The sequence below is a fragment of the uncultured Kordia sp. genome, assembly GCF_947489565.1.
In the GTDB taxonomy this organism is placed as follows: domain Bacteria; phylum Bacteroidota; class Bacteroidia; order Flavobacteriales; family Flavobacteriaceae; genus Kordia.
This window is the reverse complement of record NZ_CANLEA010000023.1, coordinates 1-24,606: the sequence shown is the minus strand read 5'-3', so window position 1 is coordinate 24,606 and position 24,606 is coordinate 1. Positions and strand designations below refer to the sequence as shown.

The 24,606-nt window shown below is 33.0% G+C and carries 26 protein-coding genes; 22 read left to right on the top strand and 4 right to left on the bottom strand.

The annotated features are described in order from the left end of the window. The first annotated feature begins 34 nt into the window (after window positions 1–34). From Q0845_RS23545 to Q0845_RS23505, 9 genes are all read left to right on the top strand, one after another. Window positions 35–934, top strand: a complete 900-nt coding sequence (locus Q0845_RS23545; protein WP_298518999.1) for a DUF72 domain-containing protein — start codon at window positions 35–37, stop codon at window positions 932–934. A gap of 144 nt (window positions 935–1,078) precedes the next feature. Then, the gene (locus Q0845_RS23540; RefSeq protein ID WP_298518996.1) at window positions 1,079–1,477 is read left to right on the top strand and encodes a hotdog domain-containing protein; all 399 of its coding nucleotides are present in this window, start codon (window positions 1,079–1,081) and stop codon (window positions 1,475–1,477) included. Window positions 1,478–2,004: 527 nt separating this feature from the next. Next, a complete protein-coding gene (locus tag Q0845_RS23535; protein ID WP_298518993.1) occupies window positions 2,005–2,742 on the top strand; it encodes a hypothetical protein in 738 nt (245 codons plus the stop codon). 163 nt (window positions 2,743–2,905) lie between these two features. Beyond that, window positions 2,906–3,565 (top strand): hypothetical protein, encoded by a 660-nt coding sequence (locus Q0845_RS23530; RefSeq protein WP_298518990.1) that lies wholly within the window; start codon window positions 2,906–2,908, stop codon window positions 3,563–3,565. 108 nt (window positions 3,566–3,673) lie between these two features. Next, the gene (locus Q0845_RS23525) at window positions 3,674–4,144 is read left to right on the top strand and encodes a Na(+)-translocating NADH-quinone reductase subunit F (RefSeq protein WP_298518988.1); all 471 of its coding nucleotides are present in this window, start codon (window positions 3,674–3,676) and stop codon (window positions 4,142–4,144) included. A 183-nt stretch (window positions 4,145–4,327) separates the two neighbouring features. After that, window positions 4,328–4,777, top strand: a complete 450-nt coding sequence (locus tag Q0845_RS23520; RefSeq protein WP_298518985.1) for a hypothetical protein — start codon at window positions 4,328–4,330, stop codon at window positions 4,775–4,777. Further along, on the top strand, window positions 4,777–4,977 hold the full coding sequence (locus Q0845_RS23515) for a helix-turn-helix transcriptional regulator (RefSeq protein ID WP_298518980.1): 201 nt from the start codon (window positions 4,777–4,779) through the stop codon (window positions 4,975–4,977). The genes Q0845_RS23520 and Q0845_RS23515 overlap by 1 nt, the downstream gene beginning before the upstream one ends. Window positions 4,978–5,052: 75 nt before the next feature. After that, window positions 5,053–5,502, top strand: a complete 450-nt coding sequence (locus tag Q0845_RS23510; RefSeq protein ID WP_298518977.1) for a hypothetical protein — start codon at window positions 5,053–5,055, stop codon at window positions 5,500–5,502. Then, window positions 5,489–6,277, top strand: a complete 789-nt coding sequence (locus tag Q0845_RS23505; RefSeq protein WP_298518974.1) for a tRNA(His) guanylyltransferase Thg1 family protein — start codon at window positions 5,489–5,491, stop codon at window positions 6,275–6,277. Before Q0845_RS23510 ends, Q0845_RS23505 begins: the two co-directional genes overlap by 14 nt. A gap of 3 nt (window positions 6,278–6,280) precedes the next feature. On the opposite strand, the gene Q0845_RS23500 is transcribed toward Q0845_RS23505, so the two are convergent. Next, window positions 6,281–7,354 carry an adenylate/guanylate cyclase domain-containing protein gene (locus Q0845_RS23500; RefSeq protein ID WP_298518971.1) on the bottom strand — a complete coding sequence of 358 codons (1,074 nt, stop codon included), beginning with the start codon at window positions 7,352–7,354 and terminating at the stop codon, window positions 6,281–6,283. A gap of 80 nt (window positions 7,355–7,434) precedes the next feature. Between Q0845_RS23500 and Q0845_RS23495 the strand changes: the two genes are divergently transcribed. From Q0845_RS23495 to Q0845_RS23475, 5 genes are all read left to right on the top strand, one after another. Continuing rightward, on the top strand, window positions 7,435–8,352 hold the full coding sequence (locus Q0845_RS23495; RefSeq protein WP_298518969.1) for a hypothetical protein: 918 nt from the start codon (window positions 7,435–7,437) through the stop codon (window positions 8,350–8,352). A 122-nt stretch (window positions 8,353–8,474) separates the two neighbouring features. Next, window positions 8,475–9,788 carry a DEAD/DEAH box helicase gene (locus tag Q0845_RS23490; RefSeq protein WP_298518967.1) on the top strand — a complete coding sequence of 438 codons (1,314 nt, stop codon included), beginning with the start codon at window positions 8,475–8,477 and terminating at the stop codon, window positions 9,786–9,788. 126 nt (window positions 9,789–9,914) lie between these two features. Then, window positions 9,915–10,112 (top strand): hypothetical protein, encoded by a 198-nt coding sequence (locus Q0845_RS23485; RefSeq protein WP_298518963.1) that lies wholly within the window; start codon window positions 9,915–9,917, stop codon window positions 10,110–10,112. 150 nt (window positions 10,113–10,262) lie between these two features. Then, window positions 10,263–10,595: a hypothetical protein gene (locus Q0845_RS23480; protein WP_298518961.1), complete on the top strand. Its 333-nt coding sequence runs from the start codon at window positions 10,263–10,265 to the stop codon at window positions 10,593–10,595. A gap of 323 nt (window positions 10,596–10,918) precedes the next feature. Continuing rightward, window positions 10,919–12,763, top strand: a complete 1,845-nt coding sequence (locus Q0845_RS23475; RefSeq protein ID WP_298518958.1) for a hypothetical protein — start codon at window positions 10,919–10,921, stop codon at window positions 12,761–12,763. 42 nt (window positions 12,764–12,805) lie between these two features. Here Q0845_RS23475 and Q0845_RS23470 read toward each other — a convergent pair whose 3' ends face one another. Beyond that, window positions 12,806–13,432: a TMEM175 family protein gene (locus Q0845_RS23470; RefSeq protein WP_298518956.1), complete on the bottom strand. Its 627-nt coding sequence runs from the start codon at window positions 13,430–13,432 to the stop codon at window positions 12,806–12,808. 93 nt (window positions 13,433–13,525) lie between these two features. Here Q0845_RS23470 and Q0845_RS23465 point away from each other — a divergent pair, with 93 nt between their 5' ends. Further along, window positions 13,526–13,861, top strand: coding sequence for a DUF6660 family protein (locus tag Q0845_RS23465; protein ID WP_298518953.1), 336 nt, complete (start codon window positions 13,526–13,528; stop codon window positions 13,859–13,861). A gap of 114 nt (window positions 13,862–13,975) precedes the next feature. Continuing rightward, window positions 13,976–16,180: a TonB-dependent receptor gene (locus Q0845_RS23460; RefSeq protein ID WP_298518950.1), complete on the top strand. Its 2,205-nt coding sequence runs from the start codon at window positions 13,976–13,978 to the stop codon at window positions 16,178–16,180. A gap of 110 nt (window positions 16,181–16,290) precedes the next feature. Here Q0845_RS23460 and Q0845_RS23455 read toward each other — a convergent pair whose 3' ends face one another. Beyond that, a complete protein-coding gene (locus Q0845_RS23455; protein WP_298518947.1) occupies window positions 16,291–18,339 on the bottom strand; it encodes a sensor histidine kinase in 2,049 nt (682 codons plus the stop codon). Window positions 18,340–18,592: 253 nt separating this feature from the next. Between Q0845_RS23455 and Q0845_RS23450 the strand changes: the two genes are divergently transcribed. From Q0845_RS23450 to Q0845_RS23440, 3 genes are read left to right on the top strand one after another with little or no spacing between them, the layout of a single operon-like run. Further along, entirely contained in the window at window positions 18,593–19,486 is an 894-nt protein-coding gene (locus Q0845_RS23450) for a tetratricopeptide repeat protein (protein WP_298518944.1), read from the top strand. A gap of 5 nt (window positions 19,487–19,491) precedes the next feature. Further along, window positions 19,492–20,493, top strand: a complete 1,002-nt coding sequence (locus Q0845_RS23445) for a sensor histidine kinase (protein ID WP_298518940.1) — start codon at window positions 19,492–19,494, stop codon at window positions 20,491–20,493. Beyond that, window positions 20,487–21,161, top strand: a complete 675-nt coding sequence (locus tag Q0845_RS23440; RefSeq protein ID WP_298518937.1) for a LytTR family DNA-binding domain-containing protein — start codon at window positions 20,487–20,489, stop codon at window positions 21,159–21,161. The genes Q0845_RS23445 and Q0845_RS23440 overlap by 7 nt, the downstream gene beginning before the upstream one ends. An 8-nt stretch (window positions 21,162–21,169) precedes the next feature. Here Q0845_RS23440 and Q0845_RS23435 read toward each other — a convergent pair whose 3' ends face one another. Beyond that, window positions 21,170–22,024 (bottom strand): DUF5694 domain-containing protein, encoded by an 855-nt coding sequence (locus tag Q0845_RS23435; protein WP_298518934.1) that lies wholly within the window; start codon window positions 22,022–22,024, stop codon window positions 21,170–21,172. 398 nt (window positions 22,025–22,422) lie between these two features. On the opposite strand from Q0845_RS23435, the gene Q0845_RS23430 reads away from it, so the two are divergent. From Q0845_RS23430 to Q0845_RS23420, 3 genes are all read left to right on the top strand, one after another. Continuing rightward, window positions 22,423–23,460, top strand: a complete 1,038-nt coding sequence (locus Q0845_RS23430) for a helix-turn-helix domain-containing protein (protein ID WP_298518931.1) — start codon at window positions 22,423–22,425, stop codon at window positions 23,458–23,460. Between the two features lie 131 nt (window positions 23,461–23,591). Next, on the top strand, window positions 23,592–23,945 hold the full coding sequence (locus Q0845_RS23425; protein ID WP_298518929.1) for a hypothetical protein: 354 nt from the start codon (window positions 23,592–23,594) through the stop codon (window positions 23,943–23,945). Between the two features lie 29 nt (window positions 23,946–23,974). Then, window positions 23,975–24,448 carry a YHS domain-containing (seleno)protein gene (locus Q0845_RS23420; RefSeq protein WP_298518927.1) on the top strand — a complete coding sequence of 158 codons (474 nt, stop codon included), beginning with the start codon at window positions 23,975–23,977 and terminating at the stop codon, window positions 24,446–24,448. Window positions 24,449–24,606 lie beyond the last annotated feature (158 nt).

Below are 24,606 nucleotides of genomic sequence, written 5' to 3'. Positions count from 1 at the left end.
TGCGTATTTTTATACTTTATTAAAAAAATAGCAAATGAAATTTGGAAAAGTCACGAATCCACAACAAATAGATTTTACATTACCAAAAGATCATCCCGAAACCGAAGTGGTATTTCAAAAATATAAGAACGATTCAACGCCATCTATTTATGTAGGTTGCGCCAAATGGAATCGACAAGATTTAAAAGGTTTTTATCCGCGAGGAACCAAAGATGAACTAGAGTATTATTCCACACAATTCAACGCCATAGAACTAAATGCAACGTTTTACAGAATGTTTCCTGCGGAACAGTTTGAAAAATGGCGCGACAAAACTCCTGAAGATTTTAAGTTTTTTCCAAAAATCACACAAGAAATCAGTCATTGGAAGCGTTTGCAGGCAACAGAAGCTTTGGTCGATTTGTATTTATATAATGCTTCACATCTGAAAGAAAAATTGGGAACCATCTTTTTGCAAATGCACGGAAATTTTGCTCCGAAAGATTTTGATAGGGTAGTACAGTTTATAGAATTTTGGCCAAAAGAAGTGGCATTATCCGTTGAATTTCGCCATACGGATTGGTTTAATGATGAAAAAATAGCCAACGAATTATACCATTTACTACAAGAAAATAATATTGCAAATACCTTAGTGGATACTGCCGGAAGACGAGATATTATGCACATGCGTATGACCAATAATGAAGCATTCATTCGCTATGTTGGCGCCAATCATGAAAGTGATTATACACGTTTAGACGATTGGGTAGATCGTTTGGAAAGCTGGATTGATCAAGGTTTGCAAAACATTCACTTTTTTATTCATCAAAATTTGGAAGTAGAATCTCCCTTATTATCCGCGTATTTTACCAGAAAACTCAATGAGCGCTTAGGAACGAAGCTAATAATTCCAAAAACGATTACAACACCACCAAAACCGCAAACACTATTCTAATCGTACTATAAAAAGAACTGAATCTTGCATTGTTAAACTCTATTTAAAATCCTAAAATAGGAGGAAAGGAAGCTGTATTTTTGTAGTGTTGTTAATTTGGAATACTCCAAAACCTAACACTCAAAACCCAAAACCCGATAGAACATGAGATTTCACACAAGAAAATGGGTAAAACCCGAAGATTTGAATCCTAACGGAACTTTATTTGGCGGACGACTCTTAGAATGGATCGATGAAGAAGCTGCCTTATACGCCATCATACAGCTTGAAAACCCGAAAGTTGTGACGAAATATATGTCAGAAATCGATTTCAGAAGTTCTGCAACAAAAGGTGACATTGTAGAAATAGGTATCGAAGTCGTGAAATTTGGAAAATCATCACTCAGACTTAAATGCGAAGTACGAAATAAAATGACGCAAGAAACCATCTTAACCATCGATAACATCGTGATGGTCAACCTAGATACAGACGGAAATCCGCTGCCACACGGTAAAAACAAAGTAGAATTTGTAAGCGATCGGTTGAATACAAAAGAAAAATAAAAACTTTTAGCTTTTTAAAAAACGGGAAGAGAAACTAGATAAGTTTCTCTTTTTTTGTTTGAATTTTTCGAAAAATTAGCTCTTGTTGCATTGTGATTTTATTAATAAAAGCGTTAAAAACTTAAGAAAAGTATATTTATTTAAAATATAATTTCCTACAAAAAAGAAAAAGTGGTAGGTTTGTAATTCAGCAATACTATAAAAAAACTTTAACAAGTTTTTATGAGCCCAATTCTCAATTGGGCTCTTTTTTTTGTATATTTAAGTAGAAAAGAATTAACATTAAATTTGCTGTTTAGTTAATAATTTTCGCATACTGGTCAATTCGGCTTAAATATATTGACCAGATAGCGTCCTTAATTTCCAATATTGGGGACGTTTTTTATGGAGCAATTTTTCTGCAAAACGCTCTTAATAATTCCCTGCAAGAAAACTCAAAAAAGAAATTAACAAATTGATTGTTAAAAAAAATAGTTTCCCATCTAAATAAGAATACTTAAATATGCACTGCAAAAGTATTCCCCGATATGAAAATTGTTCAAACGATTCCTGTATACAACAGAAAAAGTAAACGTGTGACGAGTCTTAAAATTGATGATTTTAAGATCATAAAGAATGAAAACGAAGAGTTTTTTGATGTACAAAGTGATTTTGTCATTATAAAAGACCGCTTTTTCAGAACTCCGCATTTAGTAAAACCTTGGACTTTTTGGGTAGAAAACGGAAAACCTCAGGCAGAACCCACAGAAGGCACAAAATACACAAAAGTGCTATTTACGGTAGAAGCGCCAGATAAAAATGAATTCGATTATAAAAACGATTTTAGAGCGATGAATCCGCTTGCAGGATACTTTCAGAGTTTTAAAACAGGTTTTATTGAGTTAATGAAACAGATCTCTGAAGAAGAATTGACAAATTTTGAGATTACATTTTATACGCTGGTTCCATATCAAACCTCACTACACTATTTATTAGGAAAAACAGGAAGTAACCAAACACGCTTGAATTTTTGGTTCTACGGTTGGATCAATCTAAAGTATCGAAATGATTTTATGAATTTCTTAAAGCAATATAAATTCGATTACTATATAAACGGAAGTACGAGTGCTTTTAAAGGAATCATTTCACAAGAATTATCACGTGTAATCGATATAGAATACCAAGTGCATCATCCTAATAGTGGGTTTTGGAAGCGAAAAAATATCAAATTGGGAATCAAAAAAATTGTGCATTTAGAACTTGCTGAGATTGAGTGGAATTCATAATTTCAAATTTGGAATGATAATTGTCTGTTAATATCTGAATGAGTAATTGAAAAAATGCGTAATATTGTGTTATAGCAGTTCAATTGATCTAAAATCAGCTATTTTGCCCGTGAATAATCTAAAACTAAAATTTCGTATCGTCTTCTTTTGTCTTCTTTGTGGGATGATGACACTCCACGCACAAAAAGATAGCACGAAAACAAAAACTACGGATGCTGATATTACGAAAGGACGAATAAAACTATCATTTCCAAAACCGAAAGAACCATTAAATCCGCAAAAAGGACCAACGTTCATGGAGTTTAAAACGCCAAGCTTATTGGTGAACAAACGTTCTAGCTTAATTCAATTGCCAAAATCGAAAAGAGCTTCTCTAAAAGAAGAAAAAGAAATTGACTTTATTGGGAAAGAACAATATGTAACTCGCAACAAGGAATTTGAACGTAAGTTAAACAACAAAGACAAGCAAATTCGACCAGAATACAAAGTAGAGCAGTACTTAGGTGATTTTAAAAGCAATGGTAAATTTGTGGAAATTGTATGTAGAGATCACGAATTTGTGGATGGTGACCGCGTACGTGTATACGTAAATGATGTTGTAGTTGTAGAAGACATTCGATTGGAAGCTGCTTATAAAAAATTAGACATTACACTACAAAAAGGTTTCAACAAGATCGATTTTCAAGCATTAAACCAAGGTTCATCGGGTCCAAACACTGCTGAATTCCGCGTATATGATGACAAAGGACAACTTATTTCTGCAAATGAGTGGAACTTAACCACAGGCATCAAAGCAACCATGATTATTGTAAAAGAAGAATAGTTCTTGCACAATCAATTTAAACACATTCCATTTAACGACTTTCTGAATATTTTTGTACAGTATATTTTATGACTTTTTTGTATCTTTTGTGTGCAAAAAAATGGTCACATGATACTTTCTAAACGATTTGAAGACGCAATACGAAAATTGTACGAAGCATTTCACAACAATATGATCAGTCCCGAATGCTGCAAACAATGCGCAGTTGGGAATATTTTAGACAATACAGATAGTTGGAAACACCTTTCTGACGATCATGGTTCCATGCAACTCAATTATGTTGGAAAAGTGCATCAACGTCTTGGACGCAAATTTGGCGGATATTCCCCGCTAGAATTGCTAAACATAGAAGCTATTTTCTTAGACGCTTGTGGCTATGAATTACCAATACATCACAGTCGTAAAAAACCTGACAATCCTAGAGACAAAGAAATCCTCTTTAATGGACTCTCCGCTGTAATCGCGTACCTTTGCAAGCTAGAAGGCATTGACAACATTATGGACTATTCTAAATTATTTGCCTACGAAAACAATCCACCTAAGTTTGAATTGGTGTTCACACTGAGCTCGTCGAAGTGAAGTAATCTTAGAGATTCCCGCCCAAACGGAACAAGTCTAAAAGCATAGCGAGTCCAACAATCTAACAATCTAACAATCTAGACAGTAAAGTTAAAAAAAACAAAATAGCGCTTGTGTTTTACAAAATGTAAAGTATATTTGTCATTATATCAAATAAAATTGTCAATCAAAACAAATATCATCATGGCGAAAGAAACATTTTGCGAATCAGAAAAACGAAGCATTGAAAAATTAGAAAAGATTTCATTACCAAATTCGTTCAAAAGAGTAGGAGTCATTCTATTCATTATCCTATTAGTATACATACTTTCTGCAAAAATATTCGGAATCGAAAATTCAGAAACATTAAAATACGTTCTCAAACGAGGATTATTAATTGCATTATTGATTATTACCTTATCTAGAGAAGAAATTGAAGATGAAATGATACGCAGTATCAGAGCCAAAGCATTTACGATGGCATTCGTTGTAGGAGCTATATATACGCTCATTCAACCGTTGATAAATTATATAGCGAATGTGCTAACTGGCAAAGAACAAGATATTTTAGAAGATTTGGGCGATTTTCAAATTCTTTGGTTTATGCTCTTTATGTACATCGTATTCTTTCACATACTTAAAAGAAAACAGTAATGAAGAATCGTATCAAGATAGAACGCGCTATTTTAGACCTTACTCAGGACGATTTAGCCAAGAAAATTGGAGTTTCCAGGCAAACGATCAATTCTATAGAAAAAGGACGATATGTGCCTTCTACGGTGTTATCATTAAAACTCAGTGAACTCTTTAAAAAACCTGTAAACGAATTCTTTTTTTTAGAAGAAACAGATTAAATTAAAAAGTTTCTTATCACGAAACACAAGGTTAATAAGTACATTAGACCAATTTTAATAAAACGATAGTACAAAATGGAATCAATAATTTTTATGGGAATTCAGGCATCTGGAAAGACAACATTCTATAAAAAACATTTTTTTGATACACATATCAGAATCAGTCTCGATCAATTAAATACTAAAAACAAACAGCATCGGTTTTTACAAACTTGTTTTGATACGCAATCTAAGTTTGTAATTGACAATACAAATCCTGAGGTAGAAACGAGAAAAGAATTTATTGAGAAAGCAAAAGAGAATAAATATAAAGTAATTGGTTATTATTTCAGTTCAGAAATTCAAAAATCAATTGAAAGAAATAAGAAGCGAGAAGGCAAAAAAAGAATTCCAGAAATCGGAATTAAAGGAACTTTTAATAAACTAGTATTGCCTAAATTTGACGAAGGATTTGATGAACTCTACTTTGTAAAAATTGTAGAAGACAAATTCGAAATAACTGCTTGGAAAAATGAAATTTACTGAATTAGATACTAAATTACGGATATACGAAACGGCTCACGACTTTTGCGTTCCACCTAATATTTATATGGTTGCAAGAATAGATGGGAGAAGTTTTACACGTTTGACAAAAGAAAAACATAATTTCGAAAGACCATTTGACATTAGGTTTAGAGATTTTATGATTGAAACTGTAAAACACCTTATGGATTGTGGCTTTCAAGTCATTTACGGTTTTACTGAAAGTGACGAAATTTCACTACTATTTGATGTCAATACAACAGTATTTTCAAGAAAAACTAGAAAATATAATTCCGTATTAGCAGGAGAAGCAAGCGCTAAATTTTCACTATTATTAGGAGATATTGGTGCATTTGATTGTCGAATTTCTCAACTTCCAAGAAAACAAGATGTTATCGATTATTTCAGATGGAGAAATGAAGATGCGCATAGAAATTCTCTAAATGCTCATTGCTATTGGATGTTGAGGAATAAAAACTATTCTGCCAAAGAAGCTACCAAAAAAATTGAAGGAAAATCTGTTGCTTTCAAAAATGAAATGCTATTTAAGGAAGGAATGAATTTTAATGATTTTCCAAAATGGCAAAAAAGAGGAATTGGCTTTTACTGGACTGAAGTCGAAAAAGAAGGTTTCAATCCTAAAACAAACCAAAAAGAAATGGCCATTAGAAATGAACTAAAAGTCGATATGGAATTGCCAATGGGAAATGAATACAGTCAAATGATAAGTTCGTTGATTGAAAATGGAAAACTAACGGCTAAAAGCGATAAAGATTAATATTTAGGCTAATGTAATACTATGAATATTAACGGTTTGCGCTTTCCCTCTTAATAGTAAATCGTTAATGTTTTTTGTGATATACTTTTCCGGAAGCTGCAAGTCATTCAATAAAGATTCAGAAATTAATACATTTGTATTATAGGTGTTGCATTGCGATTGAATTCTCGCAGTAGTATTGATAACATCGCCATGATACGCTAATTCTTTCTTTACACTTCCAACTTCAGTAACCATCAATGTTCCGCCGTGAATTCCAGCTTTAAACTGTGGAATTAGCCCGTATTTCTCTTGATAATACTCGCTTCGCTGATCAATTCGGTCATTAAAAGCAAAATAGAGTGCTACAGCATTATTTCGTTTAATTCCACGCTTGTATTTCCAACTCAACACAGCTTCATCACCAACATACTGATAAATTTCTGCATCATATTTTCGAACAATTCGATTCAAATCATAAAAACAATCCTGAATCAACTGACTATACTTATAATGTCCTAAGTTTTCAGCAAAAGTTGTAGAAGATTTTAAATCCAAAAACATAAAAATTCGCTTTTCTTCTTGAGGTTTGCGATACTTTCCTAGTAACATTTTAATAAAAACACCTTGTCCAAACTTTTCGTTTGCAATTCGAATAAAAGAAAACACCAACGACGCAATGACAAAGTAAATCATAATGGACCAAAAAGTCTTATTCGTACGCCACCAACCACGTTCTTCGGCCAACGAAACATCCAACATATAGCCTGTATACTCAACAACCGTGCTGACTAAGAAAATAAGCGTAACGAGATACAAAAAGGTTTTGGAGAAAATAATAACACCTAACGAAAGGGTTTTTGCTAAATAACGATCAAACAAAAACTCTACAGCAGCATAAAAAATTCCAAAAGGAATTGAAGACATACATACATAAAACAATAAATCTTGAATTGGAAGCTCATATTTTGGAAGAATACTAACGCCTTTTTCTTCAAAAATACCGAAATACCGAATGATAATCATAAAAGCAAAAGCTAGTACCCAAAACAGAATAGATCGAAATGTAAATAATAAGTATTGTTGGAAAGTTCTCATAATTCGCAAAATACTAAAAGTTCATCATAAATATTAAATTTGATTCTGTATTTTAGAGGGAAAATTTAAAAAACCGATTCATGAAAAATATCTTTACAATTGCATTACTTTCCTTGTGCATTATTGCTTGCAAAAATGAGAAGAAAGAAACTAAAAAAGAAACAAAGACAACACCTAAAGTTGCAAAATTGACACCTAAACTGCTACATGAGGTAAGCGGACTAACACATTGTGAATCTGTTGTTTACTATAAAAGCGAAAATGTATTGCTAGCTTCTTTAATTGGAAATAGAGAAGAAGGCGACGGAAGTATTGCTAAAGTTTCACTAGATGGAAAAGTAATCGATACTACGTTTGTAAAAGGATTGAACGATCCGAAAGGAATTGCCATTACAAATGATAAAATATATGTAAGTGATGTTACGGTTTTGGTTGAAGCTGATTTAAAAACAGGAGAAATTCTCAATAGACATACGACAGAAGGAACTGCATTTTTAAACGACGTAAATGTAGCTTCAGATGGAACGGTATATGTTTCAGATACCAGAAACTCTTCAATTTACATGCTAAAAACTGACGGAACGTTTTCAGAATGGCTCAAATCAGAAGCATTAGAACATCCAAACGGATTGTTACAAGTTGGCAATGACATGTATGTTGCTGCTTGGGGAAATATGGTTGGTGCAGAAGGAAAACAAAAGCAAAGCGGAAACTTTTTGAAAGTAAACATGGAATCTAAAGAAATTGCAAAAGTTTCTAAAGATACACTCGGAAACCTTGATGGTGTTCAGGTATACGACAAAGATAATTTTATAATTTCTGCTTGGCGTACTGGAAAAATCATGAAAATAAGCAACCAAGGAACTGTAGAAGATCTTTTAACAGTTGGACAAAGTGTAGGCGATATTTTATACATTCCAGGAACAAAACTCTTAGCATTACCAATGAACATTCAAAGTCAATTATTGATTTATGAATTTCAAGAAGTTACCGAATAAAACATACATTTTTAGACTCGCTTAGTTCTTGAAAAGCAAAGAATCTAAGTGAGTCTATATTTCTACATTTAAAAAATTAAAATCAATCTTTCAATTGACATAAATAGCTGTACTTTTGCAGCATGTCAAAAATCATTAAAAATCAGCGCGATATCTTAGCTAAATTGGGCATTTCAGCACTTAATGAAATGCAAGAAGAAGCAAAATTAGCTATCAGTTCGCATCCTAATACAATTCTGTTATCACCAACAGGAACTGGAAAAACATTAGCGTTTTTGCTGCCTGTTTTAGCAGAACTAGATCCAACACTAGAAGAAGTACAAGCCTTAATTTTAGCGCCTTCGCGAGAATTGGCAATTCAAATAGCGCAGGTAACTCGCGAAATGGGAACAGGTTTCAAAGTCAATGAAGTCTATGGTGGACGTAATTTCTCTAAAGATAAAATTGAATTAAAACATCGTCCTGCAATCTTAGTAGGAACACCCGGAAGAATTGCAGATCATTTACGCAGAGAAACTTTTAGCACAGCTGCGATTAAAACCTTGGTTTTAGATGAATTTGATAAATCGTTAGAAGTTGGTTTTGAAGATGAAATGAAAGATATTGTTTCGTTATTGCCAACTATTGAAAAACGCGTGCTTACATCTGCAACGAAAGACATGGAGATTCCACAGTTTGTCGGAATGAAAAATCCACTAACAATCAATTATTTAGGTGAAAAAATAGCAAAACTAACTGTAAAACGCATTCTTTCGCCAACAAAAGATAAACTAGATACACTACTCAACACGATTTCTTTAGTGGCAAATCAACCAGGAATCATTTTCTGTAATTTTAAAAACACCATTCAATATGTAAGTGATTTTCTCAATCACAAAGGCATTCCGCATGGTTGTTTTTATGGTGGAATGGAACAAAAAGATCGTGAACGCGCATTGATCAAATTCAGAAACGGAACACATCAACTCATCATTGCGACAGACTTGGCAGCACGTGGTATTGATGTTCCAGAGATCAAATTTATCATTCACTATCAATTGCCTTTAAAAAGTCAGGAATTCACACATCGTAATGGTCGTACTGCGCGTATGCATGCAGAAGGAGCTGCTTTTGTATTGCAATGGGAAGAAGAAACAGTTCCAGAATTTATCGCTGAAGTAGAAGTCATAGAAGAAGTTCTAGCCACAAAAAGACCCAAACCTTCTGGTTGGTCAACCTTATTTATTTCTGGAGGAAGAAAAGATAAAATCTCCAAAGGTGACATTGCTGGCTTATTCATGAAACAAGGAAATCTAAACAAAGACGAATTGGGCATGATTGAACTTAAAAGCGATTGTGCATTCGTTGCTGTAAAAGCTTCCAAAGTCAAAGAAGTCATTCAAAAAACAAATAACACACGTTTAAAAAAGAAAAAAGTAAGAGTTTCGCGAATATAATGTGGCACTTTTAATTCATAAACAGGAATAGAGTTGATAGTTCATAAACCATCAATTCTATTCTTTTTTTGTGCCCTATTTTCTTCCTTCTTTTGAATCATTATTAACTACAAAACAAAATCATTCATGAAGAAAATGCATCTTAATTCGCTAAAACTGAACAAAAAATCAATTTCTAATTTAAACCAACACACACTCAAAGGAGGATTGAATACTTTAGGAGGTGGAGCTTGTCCTATATTACCTCCTATTAATAATCCTGCTCCAGACCCAATTGATAATCCAGACCCAGAACCAATCTTTTCTATTATCGAAGTATGTTAATACTGACTGTCTTAAATTATGATTAAATAAACGGACTTCGATTCAGTCATGGCTTGGATTTTTTCTAACCATGACTGAATTCGGTTCGTTTTTTGTGTTTCACTTGATGATTATTTTAGAATATTAGTACCTTACAAAAAATCATTTGACATGAAACGTATCTATCCATTTTTATTCCTCTTACTTATAAGCTTAGTATGTATTTCAGCATCTTCACTACCATTACAACAAGACGATTGCACATTTGAAGGTAAAAAACTCTACGGAAAAATTCGTTTTGTAGAATATGCTAATGATGCTGATGTAAAAATTAAAATTGTAAATAGTTTTTCAGACATCAAAGTAAAGTTCGTCGAAAGTTTCGCGGATGATTGTGGTGAATGGCAAGTAGTAGAGTATGGAGAAGACTTAAAGGTAGCTGTTGTGGAGCATTTTCCAGATATCAAAGTAAAGTTTGTGACTAGTTTTCCGGGTATGGATTAATACATAAAATACATTTATATATTGATAATCTGAGTTTGTAGATATTAAAATTATCAAAGTCAAACAAGTCTCATTCACAATAAATAAAAACATACATATTAAGTCAAAAGCACTAATACCGTACATTTGATGGTTCAAAATTCAATTGATAATTCATAAAACATCAATAACATCCCTTTTTCATACAGTATTAAATTCTTTCTTTTGAATTATTAATTGACTACAAAATATAAGTAACGAAATCAAATTTTCATTTGACTATAATAATATATTTATCAAATTTGTAATCCTATTTTTTTAAATTAAAGGCAAATTTTCATTTTATGAGAAAGTATCTATTGTTAGTAATCTGCTTTATAATGATTCTCAATTTTACAAATTGTGAAAATGATGATGTAACTGAGAATTCCATCGAAAATCCTGATATGAATCAGAACGAAAATCCAAATCCGATAACTCTAAATTATGATTTTGGAAATGATGTCAATCGAAATTTTATTGGAAGAGTCATCAATGAAGACAATGAACCTTTAGCAGCAGCTACGATTACTATTGGAAGCGAAACTACACAAACAGACTTAAACGGTATGTTTGTAATGAATAGTATACTGGTAAAAGAAAATTTCGCATACATAAAAGCATCTTTAGTAGGCTACTTTAATGGTTCAAAATCCATTATACCTTTGGATGGTGAAAACGTCATTACAATTATGCTAAAAGAAAGATTTAGCGTTGTTAGAGAAGCGGGTGAAGCCTTTACATTAGAGTATGATGAATATGCTATTGGATTCAGTGGAGATTTTGTAAGAGAAGATGGTTCATCGTATTCAGGACCTGTAACCATTGCTTTTAATTATGTAAGTCCTTCAGATGAAAACTTGTATAAGCTTATGCCAGGTATGTTATTGGGGCAAGATACGGATGATGAAGCCAATCTTTTAGAAACCTATGGAATGCTAACAGTTGAATTAACTGGAAGTGCTAATGAAAAGCTGCAAATTGCCTCAGATTCAGAATTAAAATTCCCAATTGTTGAAGAACAATTAGCAAACGCACCCGATACCATTCCACTTTGGTATTTTGATGTAGATCACGGTTATTGGATAGAAGAAGGAGAAGCCACAAAAGTAGGAAGTCAATATGTAGGAACTGTATCGCATTTTACTACTTGGAATTCAGGTATTCCATATTCTAACACAAAAATTGATATAACCGTTTTAAATCAAAATAATATTCCTCTAGTAGGTATCGATGTTTATGCATATCCCCAAGGAGGAGCATTATTTCCAATCATATTAACAACAAATCAAGACGGAAAAGCTTCTGATTTTATTTTTACAAATACTTTAATGGTTTTAGAAGTCAAAGGCCACTGTGAAGAAACAATCACAACATTAAATGTAGGTCCCTTTCCACAAGGAAGCACAAGTGTAATTCCTCCAATAGTCATTACAGAAACGATAGCACCTCAATCAGAAATACAAGGAACCTTAAAACAATGTGACAATGTAAATGTTACAAATGGATATGTAATATTGAGGAGAAATGATCCTAATCCTGTCTTTTATACTATATCTGATGGAGATTTTGAATTTAGCACTTTAATATGCCAAGGAGAAACATCTTTTTCCCTAGAAGGATACGATGTTAATAATTTTCAAAGTACTGGAGAAAATAGCTATAGTTTTGTGACTCCAATAACAGATGTGGGGGATTTGATGACTTGTAATGACGTTGATGAATATATAGTGTATAATTTAGATATTTCAACTACTAGTTTTAGCTTGTCTGAACAAAGGTTAGTTTTAGAACCTTTTCATGCTAGTATAGAACCCGATAGGTTGTATATAGAAAAAACTTTAGAAGAAGAATTCATTATGGATTTTAATCCTTCTGATGGAGAACAGTTTATAAACGCTACAACTTATGAAACGGATAATAATTTCATATTTAAGCATGATTTTGGACAGTCACCAACATTAAACTGGAGATTATTTATAGGAAGTATTCCTATAGCTGTAAATGAAATGACACTAAGTTTTAGTGAAATCGGAGCGATTGGTGAATATATTACGTTCACATTTGAAGGAGAACATGTTCAGATTGACGATAGTAATATTTGGTCTGAAAGAGTCTCAGGAACAGCTCGTGTACGAAGAGATCAATAAAGAATATTGAGAAATATTTTTAAAATATTTAAAATTCAACATTCATAATATATTTTCAACTTCCTGTTTCGCTAGCTTCTTTTTAAAATAACGATTGATCAACGGTTGAAATATAAAAATCAAGATAAAGGTAAATCGTGATGGCATTGGAATCACAAATGCCAAGAAACCAGACAAAACCCATACAAAAGTACTGTTCAATGCTCGTGCTTTTTCCCATTGTCCCATAAGCGACGTAACTTCAGGTGCTGTTTTTGCGATGTATCGAATCATCAAAAAATTAAAAAAACCAATAGCAGACAAGTTGAAGCAATAAAACGCAAAGGGAGAAACGGCATTAAAACCTTTTACATACAATCCTGTAGAAAAGGGCAGTAGTACGATAAAAAGTAGTAGAAAGATATTTAACCACAACAAAGTATAGCTTACTTCTTTTACATATCGCATAATGCGCATGTGTGCAACCCAATACAAAGCAGTTACTAAAAAACTAACCAAAAGTCCAATAAAACTAGGAATTCGATTGCCTAAAATACTGCCTAAATTCTCTTGCGAAGCTTCTTTTGCTTCAGGAATAGCAACTTCTAGCACAAGCAGTGTCATCGCAATAGAAAACACGGCGTCGCTAAAACTTACCACGCGCGATTTATCAAAGGTAATAGGCTCCATACAATACAGTTTTCTCAAATATACTATTTAAAAACAAACAAAAAGAAACATTTCTACGACAGAAAAATCTTTTATTCTATCTTTGTAAGACAAATGAAAAACATCAGTTTCATACTCGGATTTCTAATTTTAGCCTTGGCACTCAAACCATGCGCTGATGGATTCTGTGATGAGAATGAAACAGAAACTGAAATTTGTTCAGAATATTCAAATGATCACGAAAAAGATCATAAAAACGATCACGAAGACTCTTGTCCAACACTTTGTGTGTGCAATTGTTGTGGAATGCTAGTTGTACATCAAGTGCCGCAAACATTTATACTACAATCAAAAATTAATATTTCTACACAAACCAATACACATTACGAATCACATTACCGATTCGATCTATTATTCGCCATTTGGCAACCGCCGCAAGTCATAAGTTAATATATTCAGCGAAATTAACTGTAGACAACAAAACTACAGTGTACTCAAAAATAAACGATGAATCTTAGACAATAATGCTAGATTCTAATCATAAAACTTATAAATAAAAAAAATATGCAACTACGTATATGGAGCATACTGTTCCTATGTATGCTTAGCGGATGGGTCAACGCACAAAACAACGACTTCAAAATAAAAGTATTTTCAGAACACGAAAAAGAAGCTTTACTAGGCGCAAATGTATTGTTTAAAGACTTGCAGAAAGGCGCGATTACCAACAATGAAGGAATTGCCACTTTTACAGGAATTCCGAGCGGTTCGCACAAACTCATGATTTCATTTTTAGGGTTTGAAACCATTGAAACGACAGTTACAATCAATGCTAATACGGTAGAGATTATCTTTGCTATGAAAGAAGCGAAAGGTGAGTTACATACAGTTACGATTGAAGCAACACGTAGCACACGTGACATTCGAAGAATTCCAACGCGAATCGAAGTGATTGGCGGCGAAGAGCTAGGAGAAAAGAACATGATGAATCCTACCAATATTTCAATGGTATTGCGCGAAAGCACAGGAATTCAAATGCAGCAAACCTCTTTAAGTAGTGGAAATCAAAACATTCGTATTCAAGGTTTGGACGGACGTTATACACAATTATTACGCGATGGTTTTCCGCTATTCGGCGGATTTTCAAGCGGATTGAGTATCATGCAAATTCCACCTTTAGACTTAAAACAATTTGAAATCATCAAAGGAAGTGCTTCTACCTTATATGGTGGTGGCGCCATTGCCGGTTTGGTGAATTTAGTATCAAAAACACCCGATTTTGAACCAGCATTAGACATCATGTTAACACAAACACATGCTTTAGGAACTACCGCAAATGTCTTTTATAGCAAGCGAAACGAGAAATTTGGTGTCAGTTTGTATGCTTCTGGAAACTATCAAAAAGTATACGATCCGGAAGATGACGGATTTAGCAATTTGCCCGAAACAACATCTATTGCTTTCAATCCAAAATTTTATTACTATCCATCAGAAGAAACTACTTTGTGGGTTGGTTTAAACGGAACCTATGACGATCGAATTGGAGGCGATGTTTCCACAATAGAAGATGGACAAAACGGAATTCATCAATATACTGAAGAAAACATTTCAAAGCGTTTGAGCAGTCAAATTGTATACACCACCAAACTAGATTCTGCGCGTGTTTTTACCCTAAAAAATAGCTTTTCCTTCTTTGATCGTGAATTAAATGTGCCTGATATGCAATTTAAAGGAAAACAAGTAAATTCCTTTAGTGAAGTAACTTTACAGCACAATTATGACACCAATGATTGGACCTTAGGAGCCAATTTATATACCACAAGTTTTGATGAAGATGAAAGCGCACCTTTGCAACGCGATCAAAATGATTTGACCTTTGGCGCTTTTGTCAACTCTAACTTTGATTTCTCTGACAATTGGATCTTAGAAACAGGCTTGCGTACCGATTTTGCAAGAGGTTGGGGAGTATTTGTATTGCCAAGAGTTTCGCTACTCTATAAAAATGATGCAGGATTTTCGAGTCGATTTGGTGGTGGATTAGGATATAAAACGCCCGATTTATTTACAGAAGAAGCTGAATTCATCAATTTTGAAAACATTCTAAAAATAGACGAAGATGTATTAAAAGCAGAACGATCGTATGGTTTGAATCTTGATTTTAATTATAAAACCAAAATTTTCAATGAAACGGTAGGTTTCTCCATCAATCAATTGTTTTACATGACGGCTATTGATAATGGTTTATTGCTAAATATAAATGCAGACAATCTTTTTCAGTATGAAAATGCAGACGGATTGATTTTAACACAAGGAGCAGAGACGAATATTAAATTCTCGTACAATCATTTTAAATGGTTTGTAAACTATGCATTGATTGATGCCAAATTGCGTTACTTGCCTGGAAATCCTAGAAAACCATTGACAGCAAAGCACAATGCAGGAAGTGTGATTATGTATGAAACAAGCACATGGCGTTTGGGTTATGAAACCTATTATACAGGTTCGCAGGTATTATCAAATGGTACAGAAACAACCGATTTCATTTCGATGGGATTCTTAGCAATGCGTAATTTTGAATGGGGCGGAATTTATGCCAACTTTGAAAACTTTACCGATCGTAGACAAAGTCGTTTTTCACCATTGGTATTGCCACCACACGAAAATCCTACGTTTCCAGAAATTTACGCACCTACAGATGGATTTATCTTTAGTGTAGGAATCATTATCAAACCATTTGGAAATCATAGTGAACATCATGATGATGATTGATAGTTAGACAGTTAGATGTTTAGACTGTTAGATTGTTAGATTGTTAGATTGTTAGATTGTTAGAAAAGTATGTAAACCGTTATTGTTAGTACGATAGCGGTTTTTTATATTTAAACGATCCACGAAAATTTAATGGTAGTTCCAACACTATTTTTTGATTCAATGGAGATTTTACCGTGATTGGCAGAAACGATCTTCTTAACAATAGCAAGTCCAATTCCAGTACTTTCAGCAGCATCGCTCTCTTCCAATTGGTAAAACATCTCAAAAACTTTATCATGGTATTTCGGATCAATTCCTGGACCATTATCTTGTATCGTAAAAATATACTTATTGGACGATTTGCTATAAGAAATCACTATTTGAGCATTTTCCTTATCGCAATGTTTTATGGCATTGCTCATCAAGTTTAAAAACACGTGTTGAAACTCTATTTTACTTGTATGAATATCGCTATCCTCTTTGGGTAATACAATGCTGTGTTTTTTCTCAGGATCAATCGTATCTGCAATTTCTTGAAGCAAATTAGTAATACTAAAAGTCACTTTGGTCTTTTGTCCTTGCGCGATTCTTGAATATTCCAACAATCCGTTAATCAACGAATACATTTTAGAAATTCTGCCTTTTAAAGCGTTAAAATGACTCTCTGCATCTTTATTTACAGGAACTTCTAAATCTTCTTCAATAAAAGAAACCAACGAATGCATGGCCACTAATGGCGCTTTTAAATCGTGCGATACAATATGATTGAAACTATCCAATTCTGCATTATAATTCTTTAACTGACGTACATTTTCTTTCAATTCTAGATTTACATTTGAGAGTTCTTGTGACTTTTCAGAGATTTCTTTTTTCTGTGCTAATGCGACCACTTTTGCTTCTTCAAGTGCTTTGAATGAATCTGAAAATCGTGTCATCAAAAGCATTGAAAGCAACAAAAAGACAATGATGTATCCAAAATTCACATATATAATTCCGTTTCCATTACTTCCTAAGAAAATAAAGATATGTGCAAAGAAGATGAATGAAGTCAATATCATACTTGTCAATAACAAAATAGATTCATGTCGTTGGCGTGTAATGGCTTTAAAAATGATAAACGTTGCATAGAGTATATTCAAAATCATCAATAAAAGAAACGGCAATACTAATCGTGTAAAATGCGGAGCAGGTAAAAATATTGCTAATAAGCAAAGTGCATAAAAACCGTAAGTAGTGATCTTTTTATAGAGTTCAGGAACAAATTTGATAAATATATGATAGAAGAACATGCTTGCAGAAAAGCCTGCTAAAAACAACGTTATATATTCAATCGTAGTTAATAAAATCCAGCTGACAGATTCAAATATTTGTGCAAATGGCGCATATCTATCGCTCAAAGCCATATAAGCTAACGAAAGACATAAAATGGCAAAATACAGTACTGCACGGTCTTTATTCCAATAAAATAAGAAGAAGAGCAGGAAGAAAAGTCCAATAAAACTCAAACTTCCAATAAAAACCATGTCAGTAATAATGCGTTTTGTTTTTTTATTCTGAAGATGTTGTGTCGTGCCTAATACAATTGGTTCACTAATTCCGCCTTTATTATGATAAAAATTTGCCACTTGAATAACCACTTCAAAATTTGTTTCGTGAATATCTAGTGGAATTGTTTGTGCAAAACGTCGGTGCAATGTTTCTGCTTTAGACTTGCCAACACGACCAATTTCTGAAAACAACTTTCCATTTACCCAAATTTTTGAAGCCGCATATGCTTTAGGAATGTACATGGAAATATGTGGTCTCTCTTCTGGAAGTGAAAATTGCAATCGGTACGTAGCGTAACCAAATGCAGGAAGGTTTTCGGTATCTGAAAGCGGAAAATTGGTCCAACTATCCAATGAAACTGTTGTAAATGGCACTTTGGTATTGAAATTTCCAGGTTCAAGCAAAGCATTCCAATAAAATTCCCAATCTGTATCAAGCGTAATTTCTGTTGAATTTCCAAGAGTTTCTTCTTGTAAATCAATTGTAACAGTTTCTTTTTGTAGAGATTGCCCTAAAACAGCGAAATTAAATGCTGTCAATAGAAATATAAAAACAACGCATAGCAATCTTGCATGCTGTTGCTGCAACAAGCTTGTATAAAGTAGGTAAAATGGTTGTCGTATATTCATCTTTGGGACATCCAAAATAGCTAATATAAATGACTTATGGAAATCATTGTCCAATATCCTATACTTTGATTTTATTGAACTAGAACCGATGACGTATAGAATAATGTTTATTTTACTTTTTCCAGATACTGCCAAAACAATATTCATAGATCAAATAGGGAAGTCCATAGATGTTTTTTGTAGAATTGTATCTTATTGATGAGATTTGGATACGAAATCAAAAAACAAACAGGAATTTTTAATACACGATCTTATGAAAAAAGCAATCATCATCTTAGGAATTATTCTTTTATACGCTTGCAAAGGTGAGCAAACAACAACACAAACGCTTGAAATACTTGCAGATAATGAAGAATTAAAAACGATTTACAAACAAGATCAAGGTGACAGAAAAGAACGTCCAATTGACTGGAAAGTAGTGTCAAAAAATGATAGTTTGCGTCGTGTGCGAATCCATGAACTATTAAAAGAAGACAAAATTCATACTTCATTAGACTATCACAATGCCGCTATGATTTTTCAGCATGGAAGAGACTCTGTAGATTATGGAATGGCAGTAAAATTGATGCGAAAATCTATTGAATTAGATTCTACAGCTGATAAATGGTTATTGGCCGCTGCGATTGATCGTCATTTATTAAGTAAAAATGAACCGCAAATCTATGGTACACAGTATGAAAGACAGCAAGATGAACCGTGGAAATTGTCAGCGATTGATACCACAAAAATTACCGATAAAGAACGCATCGCATACGGAGTACAAACTTTAGCACAGCAACGCGAACGTGTTAAAAAAATGAACAGTAAAAAGCTTTCAGAACTAGCGGATTCGGGTAAATCGATTGTGGAAATCATAGCATTCGTAAAAAAAGAAAACCTAAAAACTTCTAAATATGATCTGTCTGAAAGCGGCATCAATCAGTTTGGATATGGCATTATGGGGAATGGAAATGCAAAAGAAGCTTTGGCCATTTTTAAACTCAATACAGAATTGTATCCAAATGCGTTCAATACGTTTGACAGTTATGCGGAATGTTATTTAACGCTTGGAGATACTGTCAATGCTATAAAATTCTATCAAAAATCATTAGAACTAAACTCAGATAATACAAACGCTACTAAGGTTCTTGCTGAAATAAAGAAATAAATTATATGGCATCATTTCGCATAGAAAACATCTTAAAAAGGGAAATCTATCTGCATCTTTTATTCTGGACGCTGTACATTACGTATCCGTTATTAAAACATATAGATAGCAACTATATCTTGGTACAATGGATTACCGCCAATAGCAATATTGTTTTGCTGTTAGTGCTAGTATATGTGTGTTATTATTTTTTCTTTCCTTGGCGGAATCGCTATAAAATACCGCTATTGCTATTGTTTTTTGGTGTGATGACTGTACTTGGTGTATTTTTTTCTGAAGCTATTCTGAATCTATACATCTATCATTTGGATGGATATTCGTATAAAACACACGCCTTAGGAATATTGAGTGAGTATATTTTAGTGAGTTTAATTTTCTACAGTTTTTACAGTTTTAAAAAATCGTATATTCTTAGCAATCACCTTCGAATTGCGGAACTAAAGAACTTAAAAAGTCAAATAAATCCACATTTTTTGTTCAATACCTTAAATAATATCTATGCGTATACATTGACCAATAATGAAAAAGCTTCTGAGCTTATTCTAAAACTTTCGGATAATTTTAAATATATCTTGCGCGAAGGAAAAAAAGAGCAGGTTTCTGTGGAACTTGATTGGCAACATATCAAAGATTTTATATACATCAATAGTTTGCGTTGGGAAGATAAAATTGTGTTTGAAATAGATGAAGAAATTACAAACAATAAGCTGCTTATTTCTCCTTTGATTCTAATTACGTTTGTTGAAAATGCAGTAAAATACACTAGTAAACTAAAAGGTGAGAATAGAATCGTTATTAGCTTAAAAATCAACAATGAAGAATTATTTTTTACCTGTAAAAATCCTTATAATGCTGAATACGTATTATCGGACGATTGGGAATCTAGTGGAATTGGTTTAAAGAACACTAAAAAGCGATTGGAATTGCTATATCCTAACCGACATGAATTGATAATAGAAGATCAAAATGCACTGTTTAACGTCATGCTAAAACTAGACTTATGCTAAAATGTATTCTTGTAGAAGATGAAAAAAATGCACAAGCTGTTTTGTTGCATTATATCGAAAAAACGAACTTTATTACTTGTATTGGCGTCTATGAATCTGGATTAGATATTCCGCTAGAAGTCTTACAAATGATTGATTTTATGTTTTTAGATATGGAATTGCCCGAATTAAATGGTTTGGCCTTTTTAAAAACGCTCACAAATCCACCAAAAGTCATCATTACAACGGCATATCCTGATTTTGCTATAGCAGCTTTTGAACAAGCAGCTGTGGATTATATGGTAAAACCGTTTTCATATGCTCGCTTTCTAACGGCTGTCAATAGAATACATGCAGCAAAATCTATGAAGAACGATGATGATTCAGACTATATCTTGATCTACGCAGACAAAATCACACATAAAATAAAACGTAACGACATTTTGTATATCAAATCAGAACTAGATTATGTGGCCATTATCACCACAACCGAAAAAATTCTAACCTTAGGAAGTTTGGCGAATTGGCTTAAAAAACTAGACGCATCAAACTTTATACAAGTTCATAGATCGTATATCATTAATACAAATCGGTTAAAAAAGATTGCAGCAGCAAGTGTTTTTATAGAAACGACGGAAATACCTATTGGTAGTACGTACAAAGCAATCGTTAAAAATTTATTCCACTGATTTTAGACTTAATTTGACAACCACGAACTCGCTTTTATTACTTCAAAATAAGGATTCGCAGTAAATAAATATTCTAAAATTGGTACATGATCGGCGCCTATGATTAGGAAAATTGCATCTTCTTCATAACTCAATTGATTGATCATTTTTGAATAAATCATGATATTTCTGCGATACCAATCGGCTGTAACTTCTGCGCCAAGTAAGGTATCATCATCGTCGTAATTATAATAATCGGCGCTACCAACTTGAGGATCATTTACAATATAGCTCGCATGTGATGTTTGCATGACTGCTTCACTATTGATCCATTTAATATAGTCTAACAACGAACTATTTTTCTGAATAGAATCTTCATCTACACGATCGTCTTCCCGAAGTACTGTTCCTTTCGCAGAAGCATCAATATAGCCCATTTGATTGTGTTCCTTTGCATACTTCAATGCAGCACTAAAATAACGTCCGTATTGCCCAGGATGATCGCATTGATATACTTTTGAATGCTTCAATCGTTTGGCTACTCTAAAACCGACTTGATACAATTCATTTCGATACGGCAAAACATCAGTATCAACATAAACTTTGAACAAACTATCGTATTTATTTCTAAACTCATACTCAGGTTGTCGTTCTATAAAAACTTTATCTGGTTTTTGCTTCACGACAATATCACAGAGTTCTTCTATACTTTGCTGATGTTTCGCATCTAAAACATTATACGTACTATCGGTTTGTGCAAAATGAAAGGTTCCTAGCAAGTAGACTTTAATTTTTTTGGTAGCATTGGTGGTGGCAATTTCTTCTTTTTGTTCACAGCTTACTAGCAAACTTAAAAATAATAGACAGACAATATGATTCTTCATGAGATTGTTTTTTGATCGATTTATAACACTAACTTATTATTTTATAGGGATTTATGGTTTTATTTTACAGGAACACGGTATTTTTTAGGATGAACATGGTTTTTGAGTGGATGACTTTGAATTGCTATAGATTCCAGCATACGTAAGAATGACAAATGAAAATCATTTCTATAAATAGTGAAACGTCATTTCGAGTGATTTTTCGAAACAGAATGAAGAAAAATTGTATCGAGAAGTACTATGAAAAATAGATTACTTCAAAATATTTCTCGATACAATTCGCTTAGGCAAATCACTCGAACTGACATTAGTATATAATATGTCATTTTAAAATGACAGTAACACATAGAATAATATTCTATATTTACAGCGCTTAAAAAGATAAATTCAAACAGTTCATGGTCACTAAGATTCATGCCGAAATCAACAAAGTATATTTTATTGAAAAGTATACCTTAGTACATATTCTTGAAGGTTCAGGAAATATTCAAGTTGATTTTAAAAACTATCAAGATTGGGAAGATAAAGCCATTTATTTAGAAAAAGGACAGTATATTAAGTTCCTTTCAGATGATTTTGTAGTGCGTTTTATTCACTTTCCGGATGAAATTATCTTTAAATCTAAAGATGTTCGAATTCTCTTCAAACACTTAATTTCCTTAGGATATATCAACTTTAAAGAATGTGATGATTGCAAAACGTTTTTAAATACGACGATTTTTAATGATAATATGTCTGATCTGATCGATATTTCTACCGAACAATGGTATTGGCAAAATCCATTTCAAGCAAATAAAGACGAATATCAAATCATTTTTGATGTCAAAGAAGTCATTGATCAAGAGTTTGCCAATACGATCAATACAACGGCTTTGGCAAATCATTTGACACATTCGGAATATCATGTAAAACAGTTGGTTAAAAATAAAATTGGACTGTCTGTCAAGAATTTAATTCAGAATAAAAAACTGATCGAAAGTCAAAAGGACATTGCTTTTACCGATAAAAACATTCAGGAAATCGCTTATGATCAAGGCTTTAAAGATCCAGGATATTTCAATCGTACCTTCAAAAACAAAACTGGACAAACACCGAAACAGTTTCGCGATAATTTCGATTATAGAGAACGTGATTTGTTTACGCAAGATTTAATTCACCTGATTCAAGAGTTTCATAAAGAACAGCATACACTAGGCTTTTATGCCGATCAAATGAATATCAGTGTCAAAGCCTTGTCCAAAAAAGTAAAACTAAAGATGAATACGTCGCTAGGACAATTGATCCGTTCGCAATTAATTATCTCTGCCAAAGAAATGTTGGCTCAAGAAGTCGCTATCAAAACCATTGCACATACCTTAGGTTTTGAAGAAGCCAATCACTTTTCTGCATTCTTCTCACATTATGTAGGTGTTTCTCCTTCCAATTACAAAAAATAATCAAATCTCGATTGTCGAATAAAAAGTACAATTTTAGGCGTCTTTTTTGTAGCGTCTAAACAGCGATTCGTCCGCATATTTGCAATGTAATTAACAATAACAAATTAATTAACATTCAAAAAAATATACAGATGAATATTAAAGAACAAGCCACACAAATGGATAGCATCGTAGCGCAAGGCGCCATAGTAGATGCTGTAAAACAATTCTTTGCAGACAATGCAACCACTTCAGATTATAATGGTTTAGCAACTGCCAACAAACAAGAAATGGTTCAAAAAATGGAAGGTTTTGCTGGTGCCATTGCACAAGTAAACGGAATTACGCATCACAATACCATTGTTGATGGAAATCTTTCTGCTTCCGAATTCACGTTTGATTTCAATATGAAAGACAACAGTAAAATCTACTGGCATGAAATCATTCGTCGCAAATGGAATGATAAAGGAGAAGTAATCCAAGAAGAATATTTTAACGCACAATAACTAATACGAATCACTAAAAAACAAAAACAATGAAAAATATCATAAAATCTAGTATCTTAATTTTAAGCATGTTAGCAAGTACACTCATATTTGCACAAGACAACAAAGCAAACAACATTGACAATAGTAATATTGCATTACAAGGTTACAGTCCGGTTTCATATTTGGACTTAGGAATTGCACAAAAAGGTGTCAAAGAACACAAATCAGAATACAACAAAGTGATCTATTATTTTACATCTGCGGAGCAAAAAGCAACTTTTGATGGAAATCCTAAAAAATACCTTCCACAGTATGGCGGATTCTGCGCTTTTGGAGTGTATGCAGGTGCAAAATTCCGTCCAGATCCTAACAAATTTATTGTCAAAGGAGGAAAGTACTTCTTGTATTTATACAATTTAGAATTGGATGCACAACAATTGTGGTTGGCAGAAAACAATCACGGGAAATTGGTTTCAACAGCAAACAAAAACTGGAAAAAATTAAAGAAGACGTATAATTAATCACAAGTCTAAAAATCAATAACATACCAGTATTTGTCACTTCGAGTGCCATTGAGAAGATAGAAATCTAAATCATTCTACATCTCGATTGCACTCGATCTTGTATTATAAAGTCAGTACCAAACGTCAGTTCGAGTGAAATTCTGAAAGAATTTTGT